At 67.0% G+C, this 23826-nt stretch carries 19 protein-coding genes and 1 pseudogene; 14 read left to right on the top strand and 6 right to left on the bottom strand.

Annotated features, from left to right (window positions below):
* Window positions 1-316: 316 nt before the first annotated feature.
* The 8 genes from LuPra_RS10540 to LuPra_RS34085 all read left to right on the top strand — a co-directional run bounded on the left by LuPra_RS10540 (window position 317) and on the right by LuPra_RS34085 (window position 11134).
* Window positions 317-3925, top strand: a complete 3609-nt coding sequence (locus tag LuPra_RS10540; protein ID WP_110174634.1) for a family 78 glycoside hydrolase catalytic domain — start codon at window positions 317-319, stop codon at window positions 3923-3925.
* Between the two features lie 578 nt (window positions 3926-4503).
* On the top strand, window positions 4504-5274 hold the full coding sequence (locus LuPra_RS10535; protein ID WP_110174633.1) for an ABC transporter ATP-binding protein: 771 nt from the start codon (window positions 4504-4506) through the stop codon (window positions 5272-5274).
* Between the two features lies 1 nt (window position 5275).
* Window positions 5276-6991 (top strand): hypothetical protein, encoded by a 1716-nt coding sequence (locus LuPra_RS31775; RefSeq protein WP_157898991.1) that lies wholly within the window; start codon window positions 5276-5278, stop codon window positions 6989-6991.
* Between the two features lie 308 nt (window positions 6992-7299).
* A complete protein-coding gene (locus LuPra_RS34760; protein WP_470368379.1) occupies window positions 7300-7602 on the top strand; it encodes a pyridoxal-phosphate dependent enzyme in 303 nt (100 codons plus the stop codon).
* Window positions 7533-7736 (top strand): hypothetical protein, encoded by a 204-nt coding sequence (locus tag LuPra_RS34755; RefSeq protein ID WP_237050892.1) that lies wholly within the window; start codon window positions 7533-7535, stop codon window positions 7734-7736. The genes LuPra_RS34760 and LuPra_RS34755 overlap by 70 nt, the downstream gene beginning before the upstream one ends.
* Window positions 7733-8161 carry a M67 family metallopeptidase gene (locus tag LuPra_RS10520; protein WP_110170695.1) on the top strand — a complete coding sequence of 143 codons (429 nt, stop codon included), beginning with the start codon at window positions 7733-7735 and terminating at the stop codon, window positions 8159-8161. The genes LuPra_RS34755 and LuPra_RS10520 overlap by 4 nt, the downstream gene beginning before the upstream one ends.
* Window positions 8162-8207: 46 nt before the next feature.
* Window positions 8208-9149 (top strand): family 2A encapsulin nanocompartment shell protein, encoded by a 942-nt coding sequence (locus tag LuPra_RS10515; RefSeq protein WP_110170694.1) that lies wholly within the window; start codon window positions 8208-8210, stop codon window positions 9147-9149.
* Window positions 9150-9157: 8 nt separating this feature from the next.
* On the top strand, window positions 9158-11134 hold the full coding sequence (locus LuPra_RS34085; RefSeq protein ID WP_110174632.1) for a family 2A encapsulin nanocompartment cargo protein cysteine desulfurase: 1977 nt from the start codon (window positions 9158-9160) through the stop codon (window positions 11132-11134).
* Window positions 11135-11147: 13 nt separating this feature from the next.
* On the opposite strand, the gene LuPra_RS10505 is transcribed toward LuPra_RS34085, so the two are convergent.
* Entirely contained in the window at window positions 11148-11402 is a 255-nt protein-coding gene (locus LuPra_RS10505; protein WP_234800822.1) for a hypothetical protein, read from the bottom strand.
* Between the two features lie 37 nt (window positions 11403-11439).
* Between LuPra_RS10505 and LuPra_RS10500 the strand changes: the two genes are divergently transcribed.
* The 3 genes from LuPra_RS10500 (at window position 11440) to LuPra_RS10490 (ending at window position 13802) form a co-directional block, all read left to right on the top strand.
* Window positions 11440-12774, top strand: a complete 1335-nt coding sequence (locus LuPra_RS10500; protein ID WP_157898989.1) for an MFS transporter — start codon at window positions 11440-11442, stop codon at window positions 12772-12774.
* A gap of 492 nt (window positions 12775-13266) precedes the next feature.
* Complete coding sequence (locus LuPra_RS10495) at window positions 13267-13452, top strand: type II toxin-antitoxin system HicA family toxin (protein WP_110170691.1); 186 nt, start codon at window positions 13267-13269, stop codon at window positions 13450-13452.
* A complete protein-coding gene (locus LuPra_RS10490; RefSeq protein ID WP_157898988.1) occupies window positions 13449-13802 on the top strand; it encodes a type II toxin-antitoxin system HicB family antitoxin in 354 nt (117 codons plus the stop codon). The genes LuPra_RS10495 and LuPra_RS10490 overlap by 4 nt, the downstream gene beginning before the upstream one ends.
* 645 nt (window positions 13803-14447) lie before the next feature.
* Here the strand turns inward: LuPra_RS10490 and LuPra_RS10480 are convergent.
* Complete coding sequence (locus tag LuPra_RS10480) at window positions 14448-15023, bottom strand: hypothetical protein (protein ID WP_110170688.1); 576 nt, start codon at window positions 15021-15023, stop codon at window positions 14448-14450.
* A 172-nt stretch (window positions 15024-15195) separates the two neighbouring features.
* Here LuPra_RS10480 and LuPra_RS10475 point away from each other — a divergent pair, with 172 nt between their 5' ends.
* The 3 genes from LuPra_RS10475 (at window position 15196) to LuPra_RS10465 (ending at window position 19531) form a co-directional block, all read left to right on the top strand.
* Window positions 15196-15786, top strand: coding sequence for a sigma-70 family RNA polymerase sigma factor (locus tag LuPra_RS10475; protein WP_110170687.1), 591 nt, complete (start codon window positions 15196-15198; stop codon window positions 15784-15786).
* A gap of 8 nt (window positions 15787-15794) precedes the next feature.
* Complete coding sequence (locus LuPra_RS10470) at window positions 15795-18884, top strand: serine/threonine-protein kinase (RefSeq protein WP_157898987.1); 3090 nt, start codon at window positions 15795-15797, stop codon at window positions 18882-18884.
* A 422-nt stretch (window positions 18885-19306) separates the two neighbouring features.
* Window positions 19307-19531 carry a DUF433 domain-containing protein gene (locus tag LuPra_RS10465; RefSeq protein WP_110170686.1) on the top strand — a complete coding sequence of 75 codons (225 nt, stop codon included), beginning with the start codon at window positions 19307-19309 and terminating at the stop codon, window positions 19529-19531.
* 13 nt (window positions 19532-19544) lie between these two features.
* Here LuPra_RS10465 and LuPra_RS10455 read toward each other — a convergent pair.
* The 4 genes and pseudogenes from LuPra_RS10455 to LuPra_RS10440 form a co-directional block, all read right to left on the bottom strand.
* A pseudogene (locus LuPra_RS10455) lies at window positions 19545-20479 on the bottom strand (IS630 family transposase); the annotation flags it as partial.
* 60 nt (window positions 20480-20539) lie between these two features.
* Window positions 20540-20932: a serine hydrolase domain-containing protein gene (locus tag LuPra_RS34385; RefSeq protein WP_110170683.1), complete on the bottom strand. Its 393-nt coding sequence runs from the start codon at window positions 20930-20932 to the stop codon at window positions 20540-20542.
* A 129-nt stretch (window positions 20933-21061) separates the two neighbouring features.
* Window positions 21062-22102 carry a glycoside hydrolase family 43 protein gene (locus LuPra_RS10445; RefSeq protein ID WP_234800821.1) on the bottom strand — a complete coding sequence of 347 codons (1041 nt, stop codon included), beginning with the start codon at window positions 22100-22102 and terminating at the stop codon, window positions 21062-21064.
* 70 nt (window positions 22103-22172) lie between these two features.
* Entirely contained in the window at window positions 22173-23816 is a 1644-nt protein-coding gene (locus LuPra_RS10440) for a glycoside hydrolase family 43 protein (RefSeq protein WP_110170681.1), read from the bottom strand.
* Window positions 23817-23826 lie beyond the last annotated feature (10 nt).

The following is a 23826-nucleotide window of genomic DNA, read 5'->3' as shown; positions in this document are numbered from 1 at the left end:
GAATTTTTTCGCGCATGGCGAAGATATTCGCGGCACCGCCCCGCCGTCAACTGGCACATCGTGAAAAGGGTGGGACGAACGAGGGACGAACCGCTGGCCGGCCGTGTCGGCGGATACTGGTCGCCGTTCATTACCTGCCGGGCTCAGCCCTCGCCAAGGCTACGGCGGGACAAGTCGGAGAGACGGCCCTACTGCTGACGATGGGCGCCGCAAGGTAGCGCCGCGCCGTCCCCAGCGCGGCGTTCCGTAACGAAAGCGTCGAGCACGCTCGACGCCTACACACGGGTGGCCCCTGATGCCTACGAAGGTCGCTGTCATGATCGTCGCCATCCTGCTCGGCTCGGCGGTTCGCGTCGCCGCGGAGGTCACGCTGCAGTCGCCGCAGGTGGAATACCGGCCGACGCCACTCGGCATCGACGTCGCGCAGCCGCGCTTCAGCTGGCAGATGACCGCGACTGCGGGAGAACGCGCGGTATCGCAGGTCGCCTATCGTCTCGAAGTCCGCGATCCCGCAGGCGCGACGGCGTGGGACAGCGGACGCGTTCAGGACGCTCGCTCACTCGGCATCACGTACGCAGGCGCAGCGCTGCGAGCGTCGACGCGATACACATGGACCGCCACCGCGTGGACCGGCGATGGCCGCAGCCTGCAGACGACGTCATGGTTCGAGACCGGGCTGATGGACCCCTCCCCCACATCTCCCGCGTGGGGCGGAGCCCAATGGATCGGCGGCGGTGACACCGACCTCGTGCTGTACGCGCCGTACCTGGCCATCTTCGAACTGTCCTACGCGGTCACGATCCCGGTCGGAAGCAGCCGGGCAGGCTTCGTGTACGGAGCCAACGACTCGCGGCTGATGGACGCCAACAAGAACATCTACCGCATCGCGAACCCGAAAGACGGCAGCTACATCCGTCTCGTGCTCGACGTCGCCGCCATCGACGCGGCCGCCGATGGGACCGCGAAACTGCACGTCGTTCGCGCCGGCTACAGTCCCAACGACTCCGCGTCCACGCCCTTCCACACATTCGTGATCCCCGCCGATGTCATCAACGCCGGCAACGCGCACGCCGAGCACGTCGTTTCGTTGCGCAGCGCGTTCGGGCTGATCACGGTGACCGTGGACGGCAAGGCCTCGCTCACGAACGCACGCCCGACGGCCCCACCGGCGGCGGGAGGCTTCGGGCCACGCGCGCCGGCCAACGCCGTCAACGTCAACCCGGTGGGCCAAGGCGGCGACTACCTCGCGTTCGGCCTGCTCGGCGACATCGGCTTTGCGATGGACGCCGGGCAGACGGCACGATTTCGTGACGTCACGGTGCGCCACATGCGCTCGCCTGGCAACGTCCTCTTCAAGGAGGACCTCGCGCGCACACCGTACGCGGGCATCTACTCCAGCGCCGCGAAGGCTGGCGGCACATTCAAGATCGACGCGGGCCAGTTCGTCGTCAGCGGCGGCACGAAGGGCACGTTCGTCGTGCGCGACCCGAGCCGCAACGCCGCGCCGATGCTGCGGACGACATTCACGGCAGGCAAGCAGGTGGCCGCGGCTCGCCTCCATGTCACGGCGCGGGGCATCTACGAGCTCTTCGTCAACGGCACGCGCGTCGGCGACGACCACTTCAATCCCGGGTTGACGCAATACAACGTCACCCACCTGTACCAGACCTACGACGTCACGCCCCTCGTGCGCCAGGGCCGCAATGCGATTGGCGCGATGCTCTCCGAGGGCTGGTGGAGCGGGCTCCTCAGCTTCGGCACGATCTGGAATCACTTCGGCGACCGCCAGTCGCTGCTGGCGAAGCTCGACGTGACGTATGCCGACGGTTCGTCGGAGACGATCGTCAGCAACGACCAATGGCGGTATTTCGGGGACGGGCCGGTCCGGTACGGCAGCCTCGACATGGGCGAGGTGTACGACGCGTCGCGGGAGCCACTCGTCGAAGGGTGGAGCACCGCGGCGTACGACGATCGGCGCTGGACACGCGCCGTGGTCGTTCCGCTGGAAGGCACGGCCTTCGTCGGCGACGACGTGAGCTTCGGGGGCCGGCCGGTCACACCGATTCGCTACGACAAGCTGTCACTCGTCGGCCAGATTGGCGACACGGCCGGCGTGTACCAGACACTCCCCGCCCGCAGCGTGAAGGAAGTGCGGCCCGGCGTCTTCGTCTATGACCTCGGCCAGAACATCGTCGGCGTGCCGCGCATCCGCCTGGCCCATGGCGTGGCCGGGCGCCGGATCACGTTGCGCTACGCCGAGATGCTGTATCCAGACCTGCCCGCGTCGGGCGGCAACGTCGGCATGATCATGACCGAGAACTACCGCGCCGCCATGAGCACCGACGTCTATACGAGCCGGGCTGGCGCGCAGGTGATCCAGCCGCGGTTCACGTCACACGGGTTCCAGTACATCGAAATCACAGGCATCGATCGCGGCCTGCCGCTCGACGCCGTGGAGGGCGTGGCCATCAGTTCGGTGCGCTCGCTGACGGCCGACTACCGCACGTCCAGTGCGAAGGTGAATCGACTGTGGTCCAACCTGGTGTGGTCCAACGTCGACAACTTCCTCTCGATTCCGACCGATTGCCCGCAACGCAACGAGCGCATGGGCTGGTCGGGGGACATCAACGTGTTCTCCCGCACCGCGACGTACGTCTCCAACGCCGACCAGTTCCTGACCCGCCACATGCACGCGATGCGCGACGTGCAGGCGCCGAACGGACGTTTCACCGACATCGCGCCGATTGGCGGCGGCTTCGGCGGTGTCCTCTGGGGCAGCGCCGGCATCGTCGTGCCGTGGGAGGTGTACCAGCAATACGGAGACACTACGCTTCTCGAACGGCACTACCCGGCGATGAAGGCGTACGCCGACTACCTCGAGTCGACCATCAATCCGGAGACGGGGTTGTCCTCGGACTCCGCCCTCGGGGACTGGCTCGGGCCGCAGAACAACATCCTCGGCGCGCCCTTCCTCGCCACGGCGTACCACGCCTACGACCTCCGCATCGTCGCGGAAGTCGCGGACCTGCTCAACAAGACCGACGACGCGAAGCGATATCGGGAGTTGTACGAGAAGCGTCGCGCGTTCTTCAACGCGACGTTCCTGGATGCCGAGCGGCGTACGCTCGCGACTGGCCGGGGCGGCTTCGGCGCGCCGGCGCCGGCCGGTCCGCCGCAGTTCCGCCTCGCCGACACGCAGACGTCCTACGCGGTCGGTCTCGGCATGGGGCTCTTCGACGACGATGCGTTGCCGGTGTTGCGGCGTCGGCTTGCCGAGGCGGTGACGCGCGAGAATGTGGACGACGAGAAGCAGCGCAGGCCACCCCATGCGCTCATGACCGGCTTCATCGGCACCGCATGGATCAGCGCCGCCCTCTCCAACGCCGGCCACAGTGACCTGGCGTACGGGTTGCTCCTCAACGCGTCGTATCCGTCATGGCTCTACGCGGTGGACCAGGGCGCCACGACGATCTGGGAGCGGCTCAACGGTTACACCGTGGAGAACGGGTTCGGCGGCAACAACAGCATGAACTCGTTCAACCACTACTCGTTTGGTGCGGTCGGCCAATGGATGATCGCGCACTCGCTGGGCATCCAGCGTGAGACGCCAGGATTCAAGACGTTCCTCCTCAAGCCGGAACCCGATCCGACGGGCGCGGTGACGTCGGCCGAAGGCCACTACGACTCGATGTACGGACGCATCGAGAGCGGATGGCGCGTCAACGGCGCGACGGTGACCTATCGCATCGTCGTCCCCGCCAACACGACGGCCACGCTGTACCTGCCGACCTCGGTCGCGGCCAGCGTCACCGAAGGCGGCAAGGCGGCTGCCGGCGCGACAGGCGTCACGGTTCGGACCGCGACACCGGCACATGCCGTCTACGCCCTGGCCTCGGGCACCTACGAGTTCACGGCCGCGCGGTAATTCGCGTCGAGAATGCTCGACGCCTACATCCACACCGTTGTGTAGCCGTCGACCTTGGTCGACGGTCGACGACGACGTGGATCGCGGATCGGGACCTTGCCGACGGGTACCATGGCTGATCCTGCGTTCGGCGTTCTGCGTTCAGCGTTCGTCAGCGCACAACCGTCGGCCTCCGCACACTCGTAGCCGTCGACCTTCCGCCTTCGCCAAGGGCTACGGCGGACAAGTCAGGTCGGCGGGCAGCTATGCGTCGCGATCGCCTGGATGCGTCGAGCAAGCTCGACGCCTACGCATGGCCGATCCGTCGTCGTTCCGCGTTCGGCCTCCAACGGTGGTGTAGCTGTCGACCTTGATCGAAGGTCGACAGGACGCGGACCGGGGATCGCGGATCGCGGATCGAGAGCCGGGATTCGGGAGTCGGGATTCGGGACTCGGGATTCGGGATGCGCGGGCCGCTGCGTTCGCGGGCTGCGTTCGGCGTTCGACGTTCGGCGTTCGGCGTTCGTCAGAACCCCTCAAGGGAACTTCCCGCCGCTCCCGGTGTCGAACAGGACAGTCACCACGTTCACGGAGGCGCGATGCTCGAGGCGCTGCACTTGTGGAAGTTCTACGGCGGGACGGCTGCCGTCCGCGATGTCAGTTTCGTCGTCGGCGCGGGCGAGATCGTCGGCTACCTCGGCGCAAACGGCTCGGGTAAGAGCACCACGGCTCGCATGGTCACTGGCTTGCTCACGCCGTCGCGCGGGGTGGTCACATTCAAGGGTCGTGACATCGCCGAGGATCTCGTCGCATACCGGCAACGACTCGGTTACGTACCTGAGGAACCGGCCCTCTACGGCTACTTGTCTGGCCGCGAGTATCTCGAGTTCGTGGCGCAGTTGCGGGCCCTGCCTGACTCGGTCGTCACCGAAAAGGTGCCCGCCCTGCTCCGCCTGTTCGGCATTGCAGATGCGGCCGAACTGGACATCAGCGGCTACTCCAAGGGCATGAAGCAGAAGGTGCTGCTCATCGCCGCGCTGCTGCACGATCCCGACGTCCTCGTGCTCGACGAGCCCGAATCGGGTCTCGACGTGACGGCGGCCCGGGTCATGCGACACCTGGTGACCGCCCTGGCACGCCAGGGCAAGGCCATTCTCTACAGCTCGCACGTCCTCGACAGCGTGGAGCGGCTCTGCACCCGCGTCATCGTCCTGCAGCAAGGGGCGTGCGTGGCGACAGGCACCTCGGAGGAACTGCGCACGCTGATGTCACAGCCAACGCTGGAAGACGTGTTCGCGCAGCTGGTCCTGCGACAGGATCCGGAGAGCACCGCGCGCGACATCGCCGACCTCGTGACGAGGCATCCCTGACATGCAGGCGCAGACGCGGCTTCTGGTCCGGCACTTCGTCCGCGGCTACATATCCACCGACCTTGCCGGCGGCGAGCGCCAGGCGGCACTGTCGGCGGCGCTGCTCTTCTCACCGGGACTGTTCATCACCGTCGTACTCGCATCCAAGTACGTGATGACGCCATTTCCCGTGCCTGGTCTCAGTGCCCTGGCAGGATTCGCCGATCGGCTCCTGATCTTCGGCGGTTCCATGGTCATCATGGCGTTGGTGGCGGTCGTCCAGTGGGATCGCTTGTCGGTCGACGCGCGCGATGCCAGCATCCTCGGCGTCCTGCCGCTGCGGCACGGCCAAATCGTGCAGGCCAAGTGGATGGCGACGGCGCTGTTTGCCGGCGCGGCCGCGTTACTGCTCAATGGCATCCCGAGCCTGATTTACCCGATCGTGTCGGTCGGCCGGCTCGACGCCAACTGGCTCCTCGTCCTGCAGCTCACGATGCTGCAGTTGACGATCGGCGTGCTCTCGGGCCTCCTCGGTTTCCTCGTCGTGTTGACCGTGCGTGAAGGCCTGCTTGCACTGCTCGGCGCCAGGACGTTCGCGCGAATCTCGGCGGCCGCACAAGCCTCGTTCGTCGTCGTTGGCCTGCTGGCGTTCTTCCTGCAGCCCACCTTTGCGTTGCGTGCCCTGCGCGATGGACATCCGTCGGCCCGGTGGTGGCCGGCTGTCGTCCTGGCGGGCACCTTCGAGGAACTGGGCGGACATCGCGTCGCGGCCCTGCCTGCCGCACCGCTGCCCAGACGCCTCAGGGCGCGCGCGGCGACAGTACTCGATCAGTATCGGATGGCTCTGGGGCATGCGAAGGGATCAGCGCGTCGCACTGCGGTTGCCGTGCCCGGCCTCTGTCTCTTCCTGGCGTCGGTGCTGTTCTGGAACAATCGGCGGCGCCTCGAGGCGCCGGTCCTTGGAGCCCGCGGGACCAGGGGCACGCGGGCGTTTGCATGGCACCTGTGGCGCAGCGTGGCACCGCGCCCGGAGACTCGTGCCGGCGCAACTTTCGCGTGGCGGACGCTGCTGCGGAGCCAGCGGCATCGCCTCCTGCTTGCCGTGGGCCTGGCAGGAGGCCTGGCCGCTGGAGCTGTCGGCTTCCTCCAGGAACCTCGGCGAGGTGCCTCCCTCGCTGATGCGAACCTCGTCGTGTTGTCGATCCAGGCGCTCGTCGTTGTCAGCGTGGCGGCCGGCGGACGAGCGGCGTTGCGCCGCGAAGCCGACAACAACGCAACCTGGCTGTTCGCCGTCGCCTGGAACGGCATCCGCGCACCGTATGAATCAGGCGTGGCGCTCGCAACCTGGTTCATCGTCGGCCTTCCGGTCCTGTTGATGTCGCCACTCTGGTGGAGCCTCCTGGGTGCCGACGCCGCTGTCACACACGCCATCGTCGGACTCGCACTTGCGCTTGGGCTCGCCGAGTTGATCGTCCTCACGCTCGGCACATTGGCACTCGTCGACGATGCGATCCCGAGCGAGTCGGCGCGGGCCCTGCCCGTGCTTGGGGTACCGGCGGTGGTGTTGGGATCGACCATTCTCGCGAGCGCGGAACGCTGGAGTGCGCTGACGACGATCGGCGTGCTGCTGACCCTCGCTGCGACATTCCGCGTCGCTCGACTCTGGCGCCGCACGGACGGCCAGCCCGTGATGCCGGCCGCCGGCGAGCCCTCGGTGGCGCTCAGCTTGAACGAATGACGCATCACTAACGCTTAACGCTTGACGCCTAACGCTTACGGATTACGGTCGGCCTGAGACTTGAGACTTGAGACCTGAGACGTACCTGATATGACAGAGCTGCCGCTTGTGGTGGCGCCGGCGCTGGCTCACGCTCGATGAAGGCGGTGTGTCACCGCCAGCCGCCGATGCGTATCCTCACCTGCACTTGTCCGCGCCGTTGCGTCGCCTGCTGTTGCAGGCAGGACTTCGTGTGCGGATGAGACGCTGGCGCCAGTAGGTACGGCACGACCAACGAGGCCATCATCCGGACCGGATGGTGGCCTTATGTGGCGGGCGTGCACGCCGGCGTTCCCGCAGGGGTCGAGGTGCACGCGAAGGCCGAGCATCTCAATCCGAGCGGATCGGTGAAGGATCGGGCTGCCCTCGCGATGGTGGTCAAGGGTCTGCGATCGGGCGCGCTCGCTCCGGGCCGAACGATTCTCGATGCCACGAGCGGCAACACCGGGATTGCCGACGCGATGATCGGCGCGCCCCCTCCGTCGCCGATGAGGAGGTCGTCGTGGGCACGCTGGAGGCGCAGGACATGGCGCGCCAGCTGGCCCGCCAGGAAGGCCTCCTCGTGGGGGTGAGTGCTGGAGCCAACGTCGTCGCCGCTGTACAGTTGGCGCGGACGTTGCTCCCTGGCTCGATCGTGGTGACGATCCTGTGCGATGCCGGCAGCCGGTATCTGAGTGACGATTTCTGGACTGGAGAGCCGGAGTGATTGCCCTGACCGACGCGCACCGCGACGCGATCAATCGGCACGCCGTGGCCGACCACCCCGAGGAATGCTGCGGCCTGCTGCTCGGGACCTTCGGTGACGAGGGCCGGAAGGTCGTGCGCGACGTGCTCCCGATCTCGAACGCACGGGAGGGCGAGGCGCGGCACAACCGGTTCCTGATCGGCCCCATGGAGATGTTGCGCGGCGAACGGGAGGCGCGGGCGCGCGGGCTCGACGTCGTCGGCATCTACCACTCCCACCCGGACTGCCCGGCGGTGCCATCGCAGTTCGATCTCGACCACGCGTGGCCCGCATATTCGTACATCATCGTGACGGCAACGGCCGCAGGCGCCGGCCAGATGCTCTCGTGGGAGCTCCGCGACGACCGGTCCGGCTTCGACGCCGAAGTAGTCGACGCCCTCGACTGAGGCGACCGGCACCCGCACCTCTGCTCTCTGCACAGGAGAAAGACTCGTGACCGCAAAAGGCAGTCCACAGCACACGCTCGGCGAAGCCGCCGCGTTCCAACTGGCCAACGTCACAAAAACGGCGCCGCAGTACGGTGCCATCACGCCGCGCTGGCTCGTCCGGCTGCTCGACTGGAAGCCCGTGGAAGCGGGCACGCTGAGGCTGAACCGCGTCGTGGACGACAAGTCCGTCGAAGTGGTGTGTGAACCGAAGCCGGAGTCCTCCATTCCCGCGGCCTTCGTGGACTACGAGGAGAAGCCTCGCGAGTACACGCTCAATTCGATCTCGAGCGTCCTGCAGGTCGCGACCAAGGTGTCTGACCTGTACAGCAACCCCTTCGATCAGGTCGCCGAGCAGCTCAGGCTGACAATCGAGACGGTCAAGGAGCGTCAGGAGGGCGAACTCATCAACAACAGCGGCTACGGGCTGCTGCATAACGTCCCCGCCTCCCAGCGCATCAAGACGCGCAAGGGCGCGCCCACACCCGACGACCTCGACGAACTCCTGAGCAAGGTCTGGAAGGAACCCTCGTTCTTCCTCGCGCATCCCCGGGCCATCGCCGCCTTCGGCCGCGAGTGCACGCGTCGCGGTGTCCCGCCGCCGACCATCACCCTCTTCGGTACCCCGCTGCTCACGTGGCGCGGCGTGCCCCTGGTCCCCACCAACAAGCTGCTGGTGGATGGCCAGAGCAATCCCACGGAGCCAGGGGGCTCGACCAGCATCCTCCTGCTGCGCGTCGGTGAGAAGAAGCAGGGCGTGATCGGCCTGTACCAGCCGGGGCTGCCTGGCGAGCAGACGCCGGGACTCTCGGTGCGCTTCATGGGCCTCGATCAGCGCGCCATTGCGTCATACCTCGTCGCGTTGTACTGCTCGGCCGCCGTGTTGGTGGATGACGCGATCGCGGCGCTCGAGGGCGTCGAGGTGGGCACGTACCACGACTACAAGTGAGTGGCGCCATGAGCACTCCCATCCACCCGGAAGCAGTTCGAGGCGCCGACGCAGGCGCCATCCCCCGCAGTGTCCTCGATCACGCGGGCGCAGCCGCGGCTGCGGCGGCTGGCGTGCCCGACCCTGCCCTGCTCGCACGGCTCGCCGGCGAGTTCTTCGGGACACTCGGTCGGCAGAGTGGCGGCGCGCTGACGGACACGGGAGCCGGGTTGCCCCCTCACGAGGGACACGCCCTGCCGGTCGCGCCCGTCGCCCTCGACGCATATCAGGCGCCGGCCCAGGCCATTCACCTGACGCCGGCTATTCACGCCGCACCGCTTGTGGCAGCACACCCACCGTTGGCGGGACTACCGGCTGCGCCAGCGGCGCCGGGCATCGGCGATATCGTCAGCGTGACGCCGTTGGTGTCGGGCCTTGGCTTCCTTGCGGACCTCCGGTCGATCGAAACGCTGGCGTCGGCGTCGCCCGCGTCGCCCGCACTCCCCTTCGGCGTGGCGGTTCCACCGGTGGCGCACGTCGCACCCGACGCGTCGGCATCGACGCTCCCGTTCGGGATCTCCCGCACCGACATCGGCGCACCGCTACTGCAAGGCGTCCCGGCGCAAGCTCGGACGACTGGCCCGACGCAGTCGGAGATCTTGACGACGGCACCGCGGCACCTTGCTGTCCCCGGCGTCTCGCCGACACTCGCACCGGTCGGCTCGCAGTTCGATCGCGCGACGCCGAGTATCCCCGGCGCAGGCACGGCGTCGAGTGGTCTGGACGTGCAGGCGGTGCGCCGTGACTTCCCGATCCTCCAGGAACTGGTGAACGGGCGCCCGCTCGTCTGGCTCGACAACGCGGCAACGACACAGAAGCCGCAGGCCGTGATCGATCGGCTGGCGCATTTCTACGCACACGAGAACTCGAACGTGCACCGCGCCGCGCACACACTGGCCGCACGAGCGACCGATGCGTACGAAGGCGCGCGCGAGAAGGTTCGCGCGTTCCTGAATGCGTCATCGGCCAAGGAGATCGTCTTCGTACGCGGCACCACCGAGGGCATCAACCTCATCGCGCGCAGCTGGGGGAAACAGCACATCCATGCTGGCGACGAGATTGTCCTCACCCACCTCGAGCACCACGCCAACATCGTGCCGTGGCAGATGCTCTGTGCGGAGGTGGGCGCCACGCTGAAGGTCGCCCCCGTGGACGAGACGGGCCAGATCATCCTGGCCGAGTACGAGCAGCTGTTCACGCCGCGAACCCGACTGGCGGCGTTCTCGCACGTGTCGAACGCCCTGGGCACCGTCACGCCCGTTCACGAGATGACGGCCATCGCGCATCGGCACGGGGCCGCGGTCGTCGTGGACGGCGCGCAGTCGGTGTCGCACATCCCGATCGACGTTCAGGCGATCGACTGTGACTTCTTCGTGTTCAGCGGGCACAAGATCTTCGGCCCGACCGGGATCGGGGTCGTGTACGGCAAGTCCGCGTTCCTCGAGCAGTCGCCGCCCTACCAGGGCGGGGGCAACATGATCGTGGACGTGACGTTCGAGCGGACGATCTACCACGCGCCGCCGCTCCGCTTCGAGGCGGGCACCGGCAACATCGCCGACGCCGTCGGCCTCGGCGCCGCGCTCGACTATGTGACTCGGCTCGGGATGGCCAACATCGCACGACGGGAACATGAGCTCCTGGTGTATGGCACCCAGGTGCTCACTCGTATTCCCGGACTCACGCTCGTGGGCACGGCCAGGGAGAAGACCAGCGTGCTGTCGTTCGTCCTCGACGGCCATGAGACCGAAGACGTGGGCGCCGGCCTCGCCCGCCAGGGCATTGCGGTGCGGGCCGGACATCATTGCGCGCAGCCCATCCTCCGGCGCTTCGGCCACGAGAGGACCGTGCGTCCCTCCCTGGCCTTCTACAACACGTGCGAGGAACTCGACCAGTTGGGAGCCGCCATCCGCAACATTCAGAGTGGTCGCGTGGTCGGCCCCGTGTGACCTCACCCGCGAATCAGCGGCTGTCGGCCAACGGTCGTCCGTCGCCATCGAGACGAATGACCTCGCCGAACTTCAGGTCGCGAATGCCGGCCTCGACGCTGGCAAGATCGCCCACGACCAGCCGGATGATCTCGTTGGGCCGGATGTACTGACGCGATGCGGCAGCGAGTGCCGCTTCGTCGAGTGCCCGCACAGGCGTCGCGTACTGCGCAAAGTAGTCGTCCGCGTAACCGAGATTGACCAATTGCACGGCCGCGGCGGTCAGCAAAGTGTCGAATGGGCAGACGCGTAATACGTTTCCGGTATTGAAACGCAGCCCGCTCCTCCGCCATCATCGCGCCACACACGTACCGCTGCCGGGGCCACCCCGGAAGAATCCGGAGTCGGCCTCGCTGCGCCCATCACGCCCCCCGTATCTCGCCGCCCTGCTCGTCGGGCTCGGCGGCCTCTTTGCCGGTGTCACCGGTCCCCTGCTCTCCACGTTCGTCCCGATTCTCGTACGGGACGCCCTGGGCGACAGGCGCTCCCTCATCGGAGCGGTGATGGCCATCGACAACGTGCTGCTCCTGCTGCTGGTGCCGCTGGCCGGCCTCCTGTCCGATCGTGCCCGCGCGGGCGGTGGTCGGCGCGTGCCGATTGTGGTGGCGGGGGTCGTGATGGCTGCCATCGGCATGGCGGTGTTCCCCGCCTCCGCGGCGCTCGGCATCGGTGGACTGATCGCGGCCATGGTGCTGCTCTACACGGGCATCAACCTGCAGCGATCGCCCCTGCACGCCCTGGTGGCCGACCTCCTGCCCTCTCGCTACCGTTCGCTGGGGACTGCGTCGGTGACGTTCCAGATGTGCGTCGGCGCCATCGTGTTCCTGATGCTCGGGCGCGCGCTCGGCATGCGTATCGCCTTTCTCGTCGCGGCGGGGACGGTCCTTGTCATCGCGGCAACGTTTGCGTGGGTGCTGCGTGAGGAGACCTCGCCGGCGGCGCGGCCCGATGAGGCCGGATGGCAATCACTCATCGCCACGCTCGGCGCGGCCATCCGAGGGACCCTGCCTGGCCTGCGCGCAGTGTTCTTCGCCACGCTGTTGCTGCAGTTGACTTTCCAGACGTTCTCGACGTGGTTCGCGCTGCACGCCACCGAGCGGTTCGCGGTCCGTCCGGAGGACGTCGCCCTCGGCTTCATCGCCTGGGCGATTGGCGGCGTCATCGGCGCTCTCCCGGCCGGCGCGCTCGGGGTCCGCTTCGGCCGGCGCACGGCGATGCTGCTCGGGTTCGGCCTGATGTGTGCGTGCCTGCTTGCGCTCGATCGCGTCGCGACGCTGGCTCAGGCCGTGCCACTGCTGGCGCTGGCGTCGGCCAGTTGGACCTTGCCGACCGTCAATGCCTTCCCGCTGTTCATGGAGCCCATCCCGCACCAGCACCGTGGCATGCTCGCGGCCGTGTTCCTGCTGTGCATGGCGCTCGGCGGGGCCATCGGCGATCCGCTGAACGGCAGCCTCTTCGACCTCGCCGGCGGGTACCGGCCGTTGTTCGTGCTGATGGCCGTCTACACGGCATTCGCCTTCCTGGCCGTGCTGCTCGTGCCCCGCGGCGCGGGCGAGGCCAACACTGGCCCCGAAGAAAACTTCGCCCCCCGGCCCGGGTGAACGCACGCTCGCCTGCGGGCGCTACGATTGCGAAGGGACGCTGTGGCCCCCGGTCGACGCCTGAAGCGCGGCAGCGCATGGCCCGAGCGGCCTGATGTCGAGCCCCGCTCCAGAGGAACCGTCGCAATGCGCAGGCGCAGTGGAACTGCCTCGCGGGTTGAAGGTTCGATTCCTTCCCGGCTCACCACCACAAATCCTTTCTGTTCAATAACTTAGACGCGAACTCGACTGGCTCGAAGGCCGTCGTCTCCACAATATCTCCACGCGTAAGCGTCCCGTAGCGGGTGCGTGTGCCCGCAGACGCACGGTTTGCCTCGCGTTCCAGGCATGCCTGCGCGGCTGGAAGGAACGTTACCTTGCCGGTCTTGGCTCGCGAAAGCCTCGCTCTATGGCCCGCAACCCACCGGAACGACCGGGAAGGGGCGCGCCGCACCCGCCAGCCGGGCTCAAGAGGCGCTTTACGAAACCCACCGATAGGTTTAAGCTGCCCGGGTGACGTGGGCCGAGGTGATCCGCAAGCTGAAGGCTGCCGGGTTCGTCCAGGTCCGGTCCGGCAAAGGCAGCCACCTGCTGCTGAAGCACCCCGCCACCGGCAAAGAGGTGTGGGTGGCCGTGCACACGAAGAAGGACGCCGGTCGACTCGGCGCGCGCATCCTGCGCGAGGCAGGTGTTCAATGACCATGCTCTATCCCATCGTGCTCGAGACTGAAGACGACGGCGCCGTGAGCGCGTACGTACCGGGACTGCCTGTGTATGCGGCAGCCGATACGAATGCCAAAGCGGAGCGCGCCATTCGTGGGTTGCTCGAGGCGTACCTTCAGGAACATCCGTCCAGCAGGCCAGAGGCACGTGTGCGTGTGGCTCGCTGCTCGGACGCCGGCACTGGAAGCGTGGAGATCGTCGGGGTGGCCGCCCTGGTCGGTGCCAAACGCACGGCCGCGAAGGCGCGGGCCTCGCGAGCGAATGGCCGTCTCGGCGGGCGGCCACCGAAGGTCGTCGGCACGAGCCCGGCTCGCAAGAAGGCCTGAGTTTGCACAAGGGTGTGTCGCCACCCATGCTGCGCAGGCCGCCGCGGTGCTCGCGCTCACCGTTCTCACGACCTGGCGGTCGGCGCAACGAGCCGGACGGACCGATTCGCTCGGAGTCTTAGGAGCGGACCAGCGTTTCACGCTGATGCGCGAGCGGCGGGACGTTCATCTCGTCGGCCGTACAACCGATCCCGCACGCCCTGACGGAGCACCCGGGTACGCGTACCCGGGTGCATCCACGGTCAGCGAATGGAGTGCCGCAGCAGCAGGCCCAGTTCGGACCGCCTTCGACATTCGGACCGCAGACGGTCCCCTTGTAAATGATATCGGCGGTCCGCGGGACAGTGCCAGTGTGGGACACTCCGTCGAATGTCATCGTCCCGGTCGCCTCGGCGTACTTGCCAAACCCCCCGACGATTGTCAGGTCTATGTGCGAAGTGAAGTCACCCGGCTCGCCGGGCACCGGCGTGCGGGGGGCGGAAACGCCCGTGGCGATCAACACGTCGCCCGCGGTCGTCAGAAAGACGTCGTATGACGTCACGTTGGGCGGTGGGCTGGTGATGAACACGGTGCTCGCACCATTGAGCACACCACACCAGCCGGCAGTGGGCCCATTCCGTGTTGCGGTCGGGCGTGGTCAAGTCTTCAAGGGTTGCCGGCACCGGGCGAGGAGATCGTCCCCTCGAAGGAACCGGTGGCCACGAAGGTCGCAGTGTCGACCACGCGCTCGGTAGTGAAGCTCCCACTGGCGCTGGCGAACCGCCCCGTCCCCCCGGTAATGGTCGCCGTCTCCACACCGGTCTGCGGAACGCCAGGGGGCGTTAGGGGGGACTTTCCAGTAACGGTAGCGGTGAGCGTGTCGCCGTTGGCCGCGGTGAACTCGTAGGTCCCGGTCAAGGTCCTGTCCGTCGTGTTCAGGACGATCCGGTTTTCTACCGTGAACCGCCCGAGGTGCGTAGCGTTGCCCGTGCCTTCGAACGAGATAGACAAAAACCCCGGCGGAAGCGGCGTCCTGGCCGTCACGGCTCCTTCCCACCTCCCCTTGAACGGTACTTCGTGGCCCTCGGCGAGAAGACCCGCGCCGGTTGCGTTCGCGTCCGACGACGCGATGGACGGGCTGGCGGGCGAGAGAGACGTCGGGCCGGTTGGCGCGACGGGTTGACTACAGCCGACGGTCAGCGCGACGAAGGCGACGGCAACAGCAGTGAGTGAGGCACGCATTGGTAGCTCCTTTTCGGTAGACGTGAAAGCGGGCCGTGGCAGGGAATGTCATGGATGGCACCCTCCTCCGAAGCCCTGGCACTGCGAGTGGCGGGGAATTCGCTCTCCTGCTCCATAAAGGCGTAAGATCCGCCCGGAAGGGATCAGCCGCTGATCAGCCGCGCTTGGGCGCATGGAAAAGCCGTTACGACTCGAGGCGTCTTCGCCGGACACCGACGTCAGTGCACTGCTCCGCGCCTGGAGTGACGGTGATCAGTACGCGCTTCAGGCGCTCACGCCCATCGTCTACGGGGAACTGCACCGCTTGGCCCGCGACTACATGCGTCGCGAGCATTCAGGGCACAGCCTGCAAGCCACCGCCCTGGTGAACGAAGCCTATATGCGCCTGGCGGACTACACGCGCATGCAGTGGCAGGATCGGGCTCACTTCTTTGCGGTGTCGGCGCAGGCGATGCGTCGCATCCTCGTCGACCACGCGCGGCGTCACAACGTCAAGCGCGGCCGCGGCGTCCAGCACGTGTCGCTCGAGGACGTGGCGGTCGTCGCCCCCGGCGAGGATGTCGAAGTGGATCTCGTGGCACTCGACAAGGCGCTGATCGAGTTGACGCGCATCGATCCGCGAAAGGCCCAAATCGTCGAGATGCGCTTCTTTGGCGGGCTGACCGTGGAAGAAATCGGCGGGGTGCTGAAGGTGTCGCCGGGCACGGTCAAACGCGATTGGCGTGCCGCCAAAGCATGGCTGTATCAGGAACTGACCCGCTGACCGACGTCATGGACGTAGAACGCTGGCAAGACGTTGAGCGCCTCTTCCAATCGGCGCTGGATCTTCCGCCTGACGAGCATGACGCGTTCTTGAAGCGGCGCTGCGCCGGCGACATCGCCCTGGAGCAGGACGTCCGCGCATTGCTGCGGTCAGCGCGGGAGGCGGGCGGGTTTCTGTCGGGGCCGGCGATTGGCGTCGCGGCCATGGCTGCAGCCCGCCAGCAGCCGGATCAACTAGCGGCCAGCGACGGCGGCCCCGTCGGGCAGACGTTCTCCCACTACCGCATCGTCGAGAAGCTGGGTGGCGGCGGCATGGGCGTCGTCTACAAAGCCGAGGACGGGCGGCTGCATCGGTTTGTCGCGCTGAAGTTCCTGTCGCCAGACCTGGCGGGGGATCCCGACGCGCTGGCACGATTCCGCCTCGAGGCGCGCGCGGCATCGGCGCTGAACCACGCCAACATCTGCACGGTCTACGATGTCGGCGAGCAGGATGGCCGCGCGTTTCTCGTCATGGAGTTTCTCGACGGGACGACGCTGAAGCATCAGATCGGAGGGCGCCCGTTCGAGATCGATCGCCTGCTGGCGTTGGCGATCGAGATCGCCGACGCGCTCGAAGCAGCGCACACGGCCGGCATCGTCCACCGCGACATCAAGCCGGCAAATCTCTTCGTCACCGCGCGCGGACACGCGAAGATTCTCGATTTCGGGCTGGCCAAGGTCCGAGCAGCTGGCGGCGGTGATGACGCCCCGCCGACCGTGACGGCGGGCGACGGCCTGACGAGTCCGGGGAGCCCGCTTGGAACGATCGCGTACATGTCGCCCGAGCAAGTGCGAGCGCAGGACCTTGACGCGCGCACCGACCTGTTCTCGTTCGGCATCGTGTTGTACGAAATGGCCTCTGGCGCGCCACCGTTTCACGGCGACAGCGTCGGGCTGATCTTCGACGGCATCCTGAATCGCGCGCCAGCGCCGGTGGAACGACTGAATCCCGGGCTGCCGCGGGAATTGGAGCGCATCGTCAGCAGATGCCTGGAAAAGGATCGGGAGCTTCGCTATCAGCACGCCAGCGAGATCCGCGCGGACCTCCAGCGCCTGCAGCGCGATCGTCAATCGGCCCGCTTCGAGCCCGACAGAACGATGGAAGAGCGGCCTGTGCTCGCGCGGTATCGCGTACGGTGGTTGTCGATCGGCGCCGCTGTCCTCGTTGCAGCGGCAGTCGCGGGTGCGATCCACAGCCGACGCCCCCCGACGCTGACGGACAAGGACACGATTGTCCTTGCGGACTTTATCAATAGGACGGGCGACCCGATGTTCGACGAGACGCTCCGACAAGGACTGGCGGTGCAGCTTCAGCAGTCGCCGTTCCTGAGCCTCATCTCTGACGAACGCATCCGGAGAACGCTGCCATTGATGAACCAGCCGGCGGATGCACGACTGACCCCCGACGTTGCGCGGGTCGTGTGCGTGCGGACTGGCGGTGCGGCGGTTCTGCAGGGATCGATTGCGGCGCTTGGCAGTCAGTACGTCCTCGGGCTGCGCGCCACCAACTGCGCGACCGGGGACATCCTCGCCGACGAGCAGACGCAGGCGTCGCGGAAAGAAGATGTGCTGAGCGCGCTCACCCAGATGGCGACTCGGTTCCGAACGCAAGCTGGCGAATCGCTCGCCAGCGTCGAGAAATACTCGACGCCGCTCGAAGGGACGACGGGGTCGATCGAAGCGCTGCAGGCCTACAGCGCCGGAATGAGAGCAGTCTTTTCAGGGTCGGCACGTGCTCTGCCGCTTTTTCAACGTGCGGTCGCGATCGACCCCGACTTTGCGCTGGCGCATGCGAATGTCGGGCACCGCTACAGCGATGTGGGGGAATCGGCGCTCGGGCGACAGAGCTTGCTCAAGGCCTACCAGCTGCGCAATCGGGCCAGCGACGCGGAGCGCTTCTTCATCGAAACACTGTACGACCGCGACTTCACGGGGAACCTGGAACGGGAGCGACGAACGTTGGAAACGTGGGCCGAGAGCTACCCGCGCGATGCGTCGCCACACACGTTGATGGCGGGTCTCGCCCTGATGAGCACCGGCCAACATGAGTTGGCGATCGCCGAGACCGAGAAGGCCATCGCCCTGGATCCCGACTCGAACCCGGCGTATGGCAACAGGGCATTCAATCAGCTCCTGCTGAATCGACTTGATGACTCCTTGCTCACGGTCCGACTCGCGGCGGTGCGCAAGCTGGAATCCGCCAGTTTGCTGCAGACCCAGTATTTCGCTGCCTTCTTGACGGGTAACGAGAACGAACTCAGACGGACGGCGACAGCGGCCCGGAAGAGTCCCGCCACGGAAGACAGCATCTCTAATATAGAGGCGCTCGCCCTGGCTCGCTCGGGTCAGTTGCAGGACGCGAGACGGATGGCCGCGGGCGCAGTCCGGATCGCGCAGAAGTCCGGTCGACGCGAACGGGCCGGCCTGTTCGAAGCGGCCACCGCCGTGTGGGAAGCGTTTCATGGGAATGCGGCGGCCGCGAGGCAGAGCGCCACCAGGGCGCTCGAGCTCGGACAGGGCGGTCGTGAAGTGGACTATGCCGCGGCGTTCGCACTCGCCCTCGCCGGTGATCTGCCGCAATCGCGAGCCCTCGCCGAGGATCTCGCGCGCGAGTTCCCAGAGGATACGTCGGTGCAGTTCATGTATCTACCGACATTGCGGGCCCTGTTCTCATTGAACGCGCCCACTCCTGATGCGGCCGCGGCGATTCACGCGCTGCAGACCGCCTCGCGCTACGATCTCGCGCTCGGGCGTGTCGGCTTCGTCGGACGTTTCGGCGCCCTGTACCCCATCTATGTTCGCGGACTGGCGTACCTCTCCGCACGTCAACCCGCCGAAGCCGCCGCCGAGTTTCAGCGGATTCTCGATCATCGCAGCATGGTGCTCGTCGATCCCGTGGACGCGATGGCGCGCCTGCAGCTGGCACGAGCGCTCGCGCTCGCGGGCGACACGATGAAGGCGAAGGGTGTCTACAGCGATCTCTTGACGCTCTGGAAGAACGCCGACGCGGATATTCCGGTTCCCAAGGCGGCACGGGCGGAATACGCACGCCTCCCGTAAGCGACCCATTCCTGTGCGGGAGGCTGGCCGGGTCGCTCCAATGCATGACCGCACCCGCCTCCCGAGCGCTGTCAGCGTCCCTAGCTAGTAACGGTCCTGTCACGTTCGTCTCCACGAACCCGGGACGATTCGAGACCACGTGTGTCGACATCTGTCCACTCTCCGATGCAGGGGCTCCCTTAGGCTCCAGAGCCCCGCGAGGATGCGGCGGTACTCGCACCTGAGTCGGGCGTCACGTGACAATCGGGCTGCTCGAACACCGTCGTCACCGACTATCGGTCCGTTCACTCCGGCGGCCTTCGAGTCAGGCGGCCTCACGCGCCGGGTAGTAAACCCGTCCACCGAACCTTCTGATCACACTCAGGGATCGGATTGGGCGTCGAGGGGGGCACACCCGCCGGTGGTAACCTGAGGGAACCAACATGACCACGCTTGCCGATCGCATCGCCGTCGATCCCGCCCAGTGCGGCGGGCGTCCCTGCGTGCGGGGACTTCGCAGCCGCGTCACGGACGTGCTCGACTTGCTGGCGTCAGGCTTGACGCCTGCGGCGGTGGTCGAGGAGCTTCCCGATCTGGAGGTCGAGGACGTGTCGGCCTGCCTCCGATTCGCGAGCCGTCGTCTGGCGCACCCAATCGTCGCTGCGTGATGTGACGATCTTCGCGAAACACGCCACGCCGCAGACGTCGCTGGGTGAGGTCGCGGAAGAAGCGCTCGACCATGTTGAGCCACGAGCTGCTGGTCGGCGTGAAGTACACGTGGAAGCGCGGATGCCGCGCGAGCCAGCGACGGACCTTGGCGTGCTTGTGCGTCGAGGCGTTATCGACGATGAGGTCCAGATCCTTGTCGGGAGGAGTGACGTGGTCGATCACGCGCAGGAACTTCAACCACTCCTGGTGCCGGTGTCGGTCGTCGCACATGCTGATCACCGACCGTCGAGCGTGTTGAGCGCGGCGAACAACGTGGCCGTGCCGTGCCGCTTGTAGTCGTGTGTCATCGTGCCACAGCGCCCACGCTTCAACGGCAGCCCCGGCTGCGTGCGATCGAGCGCCTGGATCTGACTCTTCTCATCCACGCACAGGACGAGCGCGTGCTCGGGCGGATCGAGATACAGCCCCACGATCGCCTCGACCTTCTCGGCAAACGCCGGATCGCGACTGATCTTGAACGTGCGCGTAAGATGCGGCTTCAGGCCGTGCCGGTGCCAGATGCGGCGAATGCTGCGTTCGCTGAGCCCCGTGGCGGCCGCCATCGTGCGGGTACTCCAGTGTGTGGCCTGCGGCGGCGGCTCTTGGGTCGTCTTCCGCACCACCGCGCGCTCTTGCGCGGCGGTGATCGTCCGCGGCCGACCGCTGCGCGGCGCGTCCTGATCGAGCGCCGACAGCCCCTCGCCCAAGAAGCGGGCGCGCCAGCGCGCGACCCGCTCCGGCGTCATCTGCAGATGCGCGGCAATGTCCTGATTCAGCCAGCCATCGGCGGCCAGCAGGAGAATGCGCGCACGTTCGACACTACGCGCCGGTGCTCGTCGGGCCCGCACACGCGCTTCGAGCACGCGGCGATCGTTAGGGCTCAACACAATGGGCGGGGCTACACGCATCGCAGTTCCATCAGGATGAACTACGACGGGCAGTGTATACTCGTTACCACTTCGGCCGCACTACACTAGCGACAACTGTCCCCGGTCCTGACTTACGGCTACGGCCATCGACGTGAACGCCTTCGTACAGGAGCCGATCGGAAAAAGCGTGTCCGGTGTCGCTGGGGTACGGCGCTCGAGATTGCGTTCGTCAAAGGCCTTCAAGTAGATGTTTTGGTCGTCCTTAACGATGGCGAATGCGAGACCGGGGATGTGTGGCCTCAGCCGCTGCTCTTGGAGGATCGCGTCGACTTTCGCACGCCTGACGGCTAATGGCGTCCCTTGACGCTGGCCAGACGCGGTGCGGTCGAGCGGCGCTCGGTGAACACAGCCGATTGCCGCAGCGGCCAGAATGATCAGAGTGAATCTCGGCCGCCATGACTGCCGCCGATTGCGCAGCCGGGACTGAGTCACTCTGTGGTTGCAAAGATTACGCTGCTCTCGTCAGTGTCGCGCCGCTTGCTACTGCGCAAACGGGTCTGAAGGTGTAGTGCGGCAGCCGGGTGGTGTGGACGACACCTCGCTGCGGCCACGGCACGCGCGTCACCGTGGGAGCGGCGTCGCGGGTGCGTGCGCGTTCGTGACCTCCCCGACGATCCGGATCGTCTCGCCGGTGTCCTCGACCTCGAAGAACCGCGCCCGCTCCACGAGGCGGTTCGGCTGGTGAATCGTCATCACCAGCCGGCCGTCGAACGCCGTGAACAGCATCGGGTGCCCGCCGTCGTCCAGCCATAGCGGCGCCTGCTGCTGCACCCACGGTCCCGTGATCCTCCCGCTCGTCGAGACAGCGACGCCGGTTGCGTACTTCGTCGGACCATAGCTCGACCAGAGCATGAACAGCCTCCCGGTTCTCGTCCGGTGCAGCCACGGGCCGTCGGTGATGAACGCGTGGTACCGCTTCCCCTCGAACAGCTCGCCGAGATCGGCGCGGCAGCGGACCCAGTCCGCTTCGGATGCGTGAAAGAGCGTCACGGGCTTGCTGACGGGCGCTGACAGGTCGTCGTTCATCCGCACCAGGTCCACGCTGCCGTCGGTGATCTGGATCCACTCGTGGCAGAACACCATGTACGGCACGCCGTCCTCCACCCAGAGCGTGCCGTCGAGCGCCATCCAGTCGGGCGGCGTCTGCGAGCCTTTCCCCAGCGGCACAAATGGACCCTCGGGCCGATCGGCCACCAGGATCTCCGTGCCCCGCTTCAGGTTCCGCGGACGTCCCGGCGGGGTCGGCAGGGTCTCGGTCGACGTGAGCGTCACGAAAAGGTAGTAGCGGCCCTTGTAGCGATGCACCTCCGGCGCCCACACGGTTTCGCGACCCCAGTGACCGGGAGGGAACTCGGCAACGGTGACCGGCGCCGACCAGCGCTCGAGATCGGCGCTCCTGTAGACGACCACGGACTTTCGCGGCTCGCTGGCGTCCATGCCATGCGTCGTCGAGCTGTAGAGGTAGTAGGTCTTCGTCTCCGGATCGGCAAGCACGAACGGATCGCGGACACGGATCTCGCTTCGGTGCAGCGTCGTGTCGGACGGGGGTGGCTGCGTCCAGGCGGCGACAACGAGGAGCAGGGGCAGCCACGTCGGCAGCATTGCCGCCATCCTACCCGACTACGGGCTGCGCAGGGCTGCCAGGCGAACCGGGCCGGCCTGGCGCCCTGTGTTACGCGGGATCCGTGCGGTACTGGCGCTCCCGGTACTCGAACCAGTCGAAGTCCGCCGGAAGCGCCGTGCCCGCCATATCGTGGCACGCCATCCCGACGAACGCGCCGGTGAAGTTCGGCAACCCCGGCGAGGTCGCCTCGTCGGAGAGGATGCTGGCGTCGAACATCTGCGGGAGCCAGGTCCACTCGACGCCCGCCACGCGATACGCGAAGTGGAGGCGCTCGAAATCCACCTCCACCCGCAGTTCGATCGGCCCGGGCGGAATCGCGATGGGGACCGTAAACGCGTCGGCGGCCGGCGAGTCCGGCAGCGCGGACATCACGCGCAGGCACCGACCGAGCGCGTCGTCGTGTGACACGTAGAGGTAGTGGAACTTCGTGCCGCCGTAGTAGCAGATGAGGCCCGCCATCTGCTGGAAGTGCGCCGGCTCGCAATCCATCACCGTGGACGCGCTGAAGCAGTGTGCCTGCTGTCGCCGCGCGACCAGCGCCTGCCGGAACAGGCTGCCCGGCGTTTCGCGGCCGTACAGCCGCAGGTGTCCCTGGCGCGCGGTGAGGCTGAACAGTTCCTCGGGCCACGGCGAGCGCAGCCACTGGAAGTCGATCGGCAGATCCGGGCCGTCGAAGTCCTCGCGCACCGGCGCAGCGGGGAACGGGTGCGCGGGGAGACCAGGCGCCGCTACGGACAGCGCCGGCAGCCCATCGCCGTCCGCGCTGCGCAGCCAGCCGTCGGTGCCCCACGTCATCGGCTGGATCGCGGTCTCGCGGCCGAGCGTGCAGCGGCCCCGGTTCGGGATGGGCCGGCCGCACAGGTACACGATGAAGGTCCGGCCGTCTGGCGTCTCCACGAGGTCGGCGTGGCCAGCGCGCTGCAGCCCGGCGTCTGGCCGGTGACGCGCGGTCAGGATGTAGGTGTCGGGGTGCAGCTCGTACGGCCCCGTCAGCGCGCGCGACCGGGCCATGGTCACCGCGTGCCCCCAGCCGGTGCCGCCCTCGGCGGTCAGCAGGTAGTAGTAGCCGTCTCGCTTGTAGAGGTGTGGCGCCTCGGTGAACCCGATGGGCGTCCCCTCGAAGATCAGGCGGCGCTCGCCCAGGAGACGGCGCTCCGCGGGTGAGTACTCCTGCGAGACGATGCCGGCAAACCGATTCTTTCCGGGCCGGTGATCCCAAAGCATGTTGACCACGTACTTCCGCCCGTCGTCGTTGTGGAACAGCGACGGGTCGAAGCCGCTGCTGTTCAGATGCACCGGATCGCTCCACTCGCCGTCGATCCGCGGGCTGGTCACCAGATAGTTGTGGAAGTCGCGGAGCGAGGCGCCCGACGCACCGCCGACCGTCGTGCGACCGTAGCGCTTGACGTCGGTGTACACGAGATGGAACAGGCCGTCGGCATGCGTCAGGCACGGCGCCCAGACGCCGCAGGAGTCCGGATCGCCGAGCATGTTCAACTGGCTCGCGCGCTCGAGCGGCCGCGTCAGGAGTCGCCAGTGCACCAGATCGCGCGAGTGGTGGATCTGCACACCGGGATACCACTCGAACGTGGAGGTCGCGACGTAGTAATCCTCGCCGACGCGCACGATCGACGGGTCGGGGTTGAAACCCGTCAGGATTGGGTTGCGGATGATGGCGTCGTTCTGTCCCATATGGTTGTGC

It is taken from the genome of Luteitalea pratensis (assembly GCF_001618865.1).
Lineage (GTDB): Bacteria > Acidobacteriota > Vicinamibacteria > Vicinamibacterales > Vicinamibacteraceae > Luteitalea > Luteitalea pratensis.
This window is presented reverse-complemented; position numbering and strand designations above follow the sequence as displayed.

What these genes read in the sequence shown, in the direction of transcription:
- LuPra_RS10540 (WP_110174634.1), top strand. Translation starts at nt 317, where the DNA reads ATGATCGTCGCCATCCTGCTCGGCTCGGCGGTTCGCGTCGCCGCGGAG.
- LuPra_RS10535 (WP_110174633.1), top strand. Translation starts at nt 4,504, where the DNA reads ATGCTCGAGGCGCTGCACTTGTGGAAGTTCTACGGCGGGACGGCTGCC.
- LuPra_RS31775 (WP_157898991.1), top strand. Translation starts at nt 5,276, where the DNA reads ATGCAGGCGCAGACGCGGCTTCTGGTCCGGCACTTCGTCCGCGGCTAC.
- LuPra_RS34085 (WP_110174632.1), top strand. Translation starts at nt 9,158, where the DNA reads ATGAGCACTCCCATCCACCCGGAAGCAGTTCGAGGCGCCGACGCAGGC.
- LuPra_RS10490 (WP_157898988.1), top strand. Translation starts at nt 13,449, where the DNA reads ATGACCATGCTCTATCCCATCGTGCTCGAGACTGAAGACGACGGCGCC.
- LuPra_RS10480 (WP_110170688.1), bottom strand. Translation starts at nt 15,023, where the DNA reads ATGCGTGCCTCACTCACTGCTGTTGCCGTCGCCTTCGTCGCGCTGACC.
- LuPra_RS10475 (WP_110170687.1), top strand. Translation starts at nt 15,196, where the DNA reads ATGGAAAAGCCGTTACGACTCGAGGCGTCTTCGCCGGACACCGACGTC.
- LuPra_RS10470 (WP_157898987.1), top strand. Translation starts at nt 15,795, where the DNA reads ATGGACGTAGAACGCTGGCAAGACGTTGAGCGCCTCTTCCAATCGGCG.
- LuPra_RS10465 (WP_110170686.1), top strand. Translation starts at nt 19,307, where the DNA reads ATGACCACGCTTGCCGATCGCATCGCCGTCGATCCCGCCCAGTGCGGC.
- LuPra_RS10445 (WP_234800821.1), bottom strand. Translation starts at nt 22,102, where the DNA reads ATGCTGCCGACGTGGCTGCCCCTGCTCCTCGTTGTCGCCGCCTGGACG.
- LuPra_RS10440 (WP_110170681.1), bottom strand. Translation starts at nt 23,816, where the DNA reads ATGGGACAGAACGACGCCATCATCCGCAACCCAATCCTGACGGGTTTC.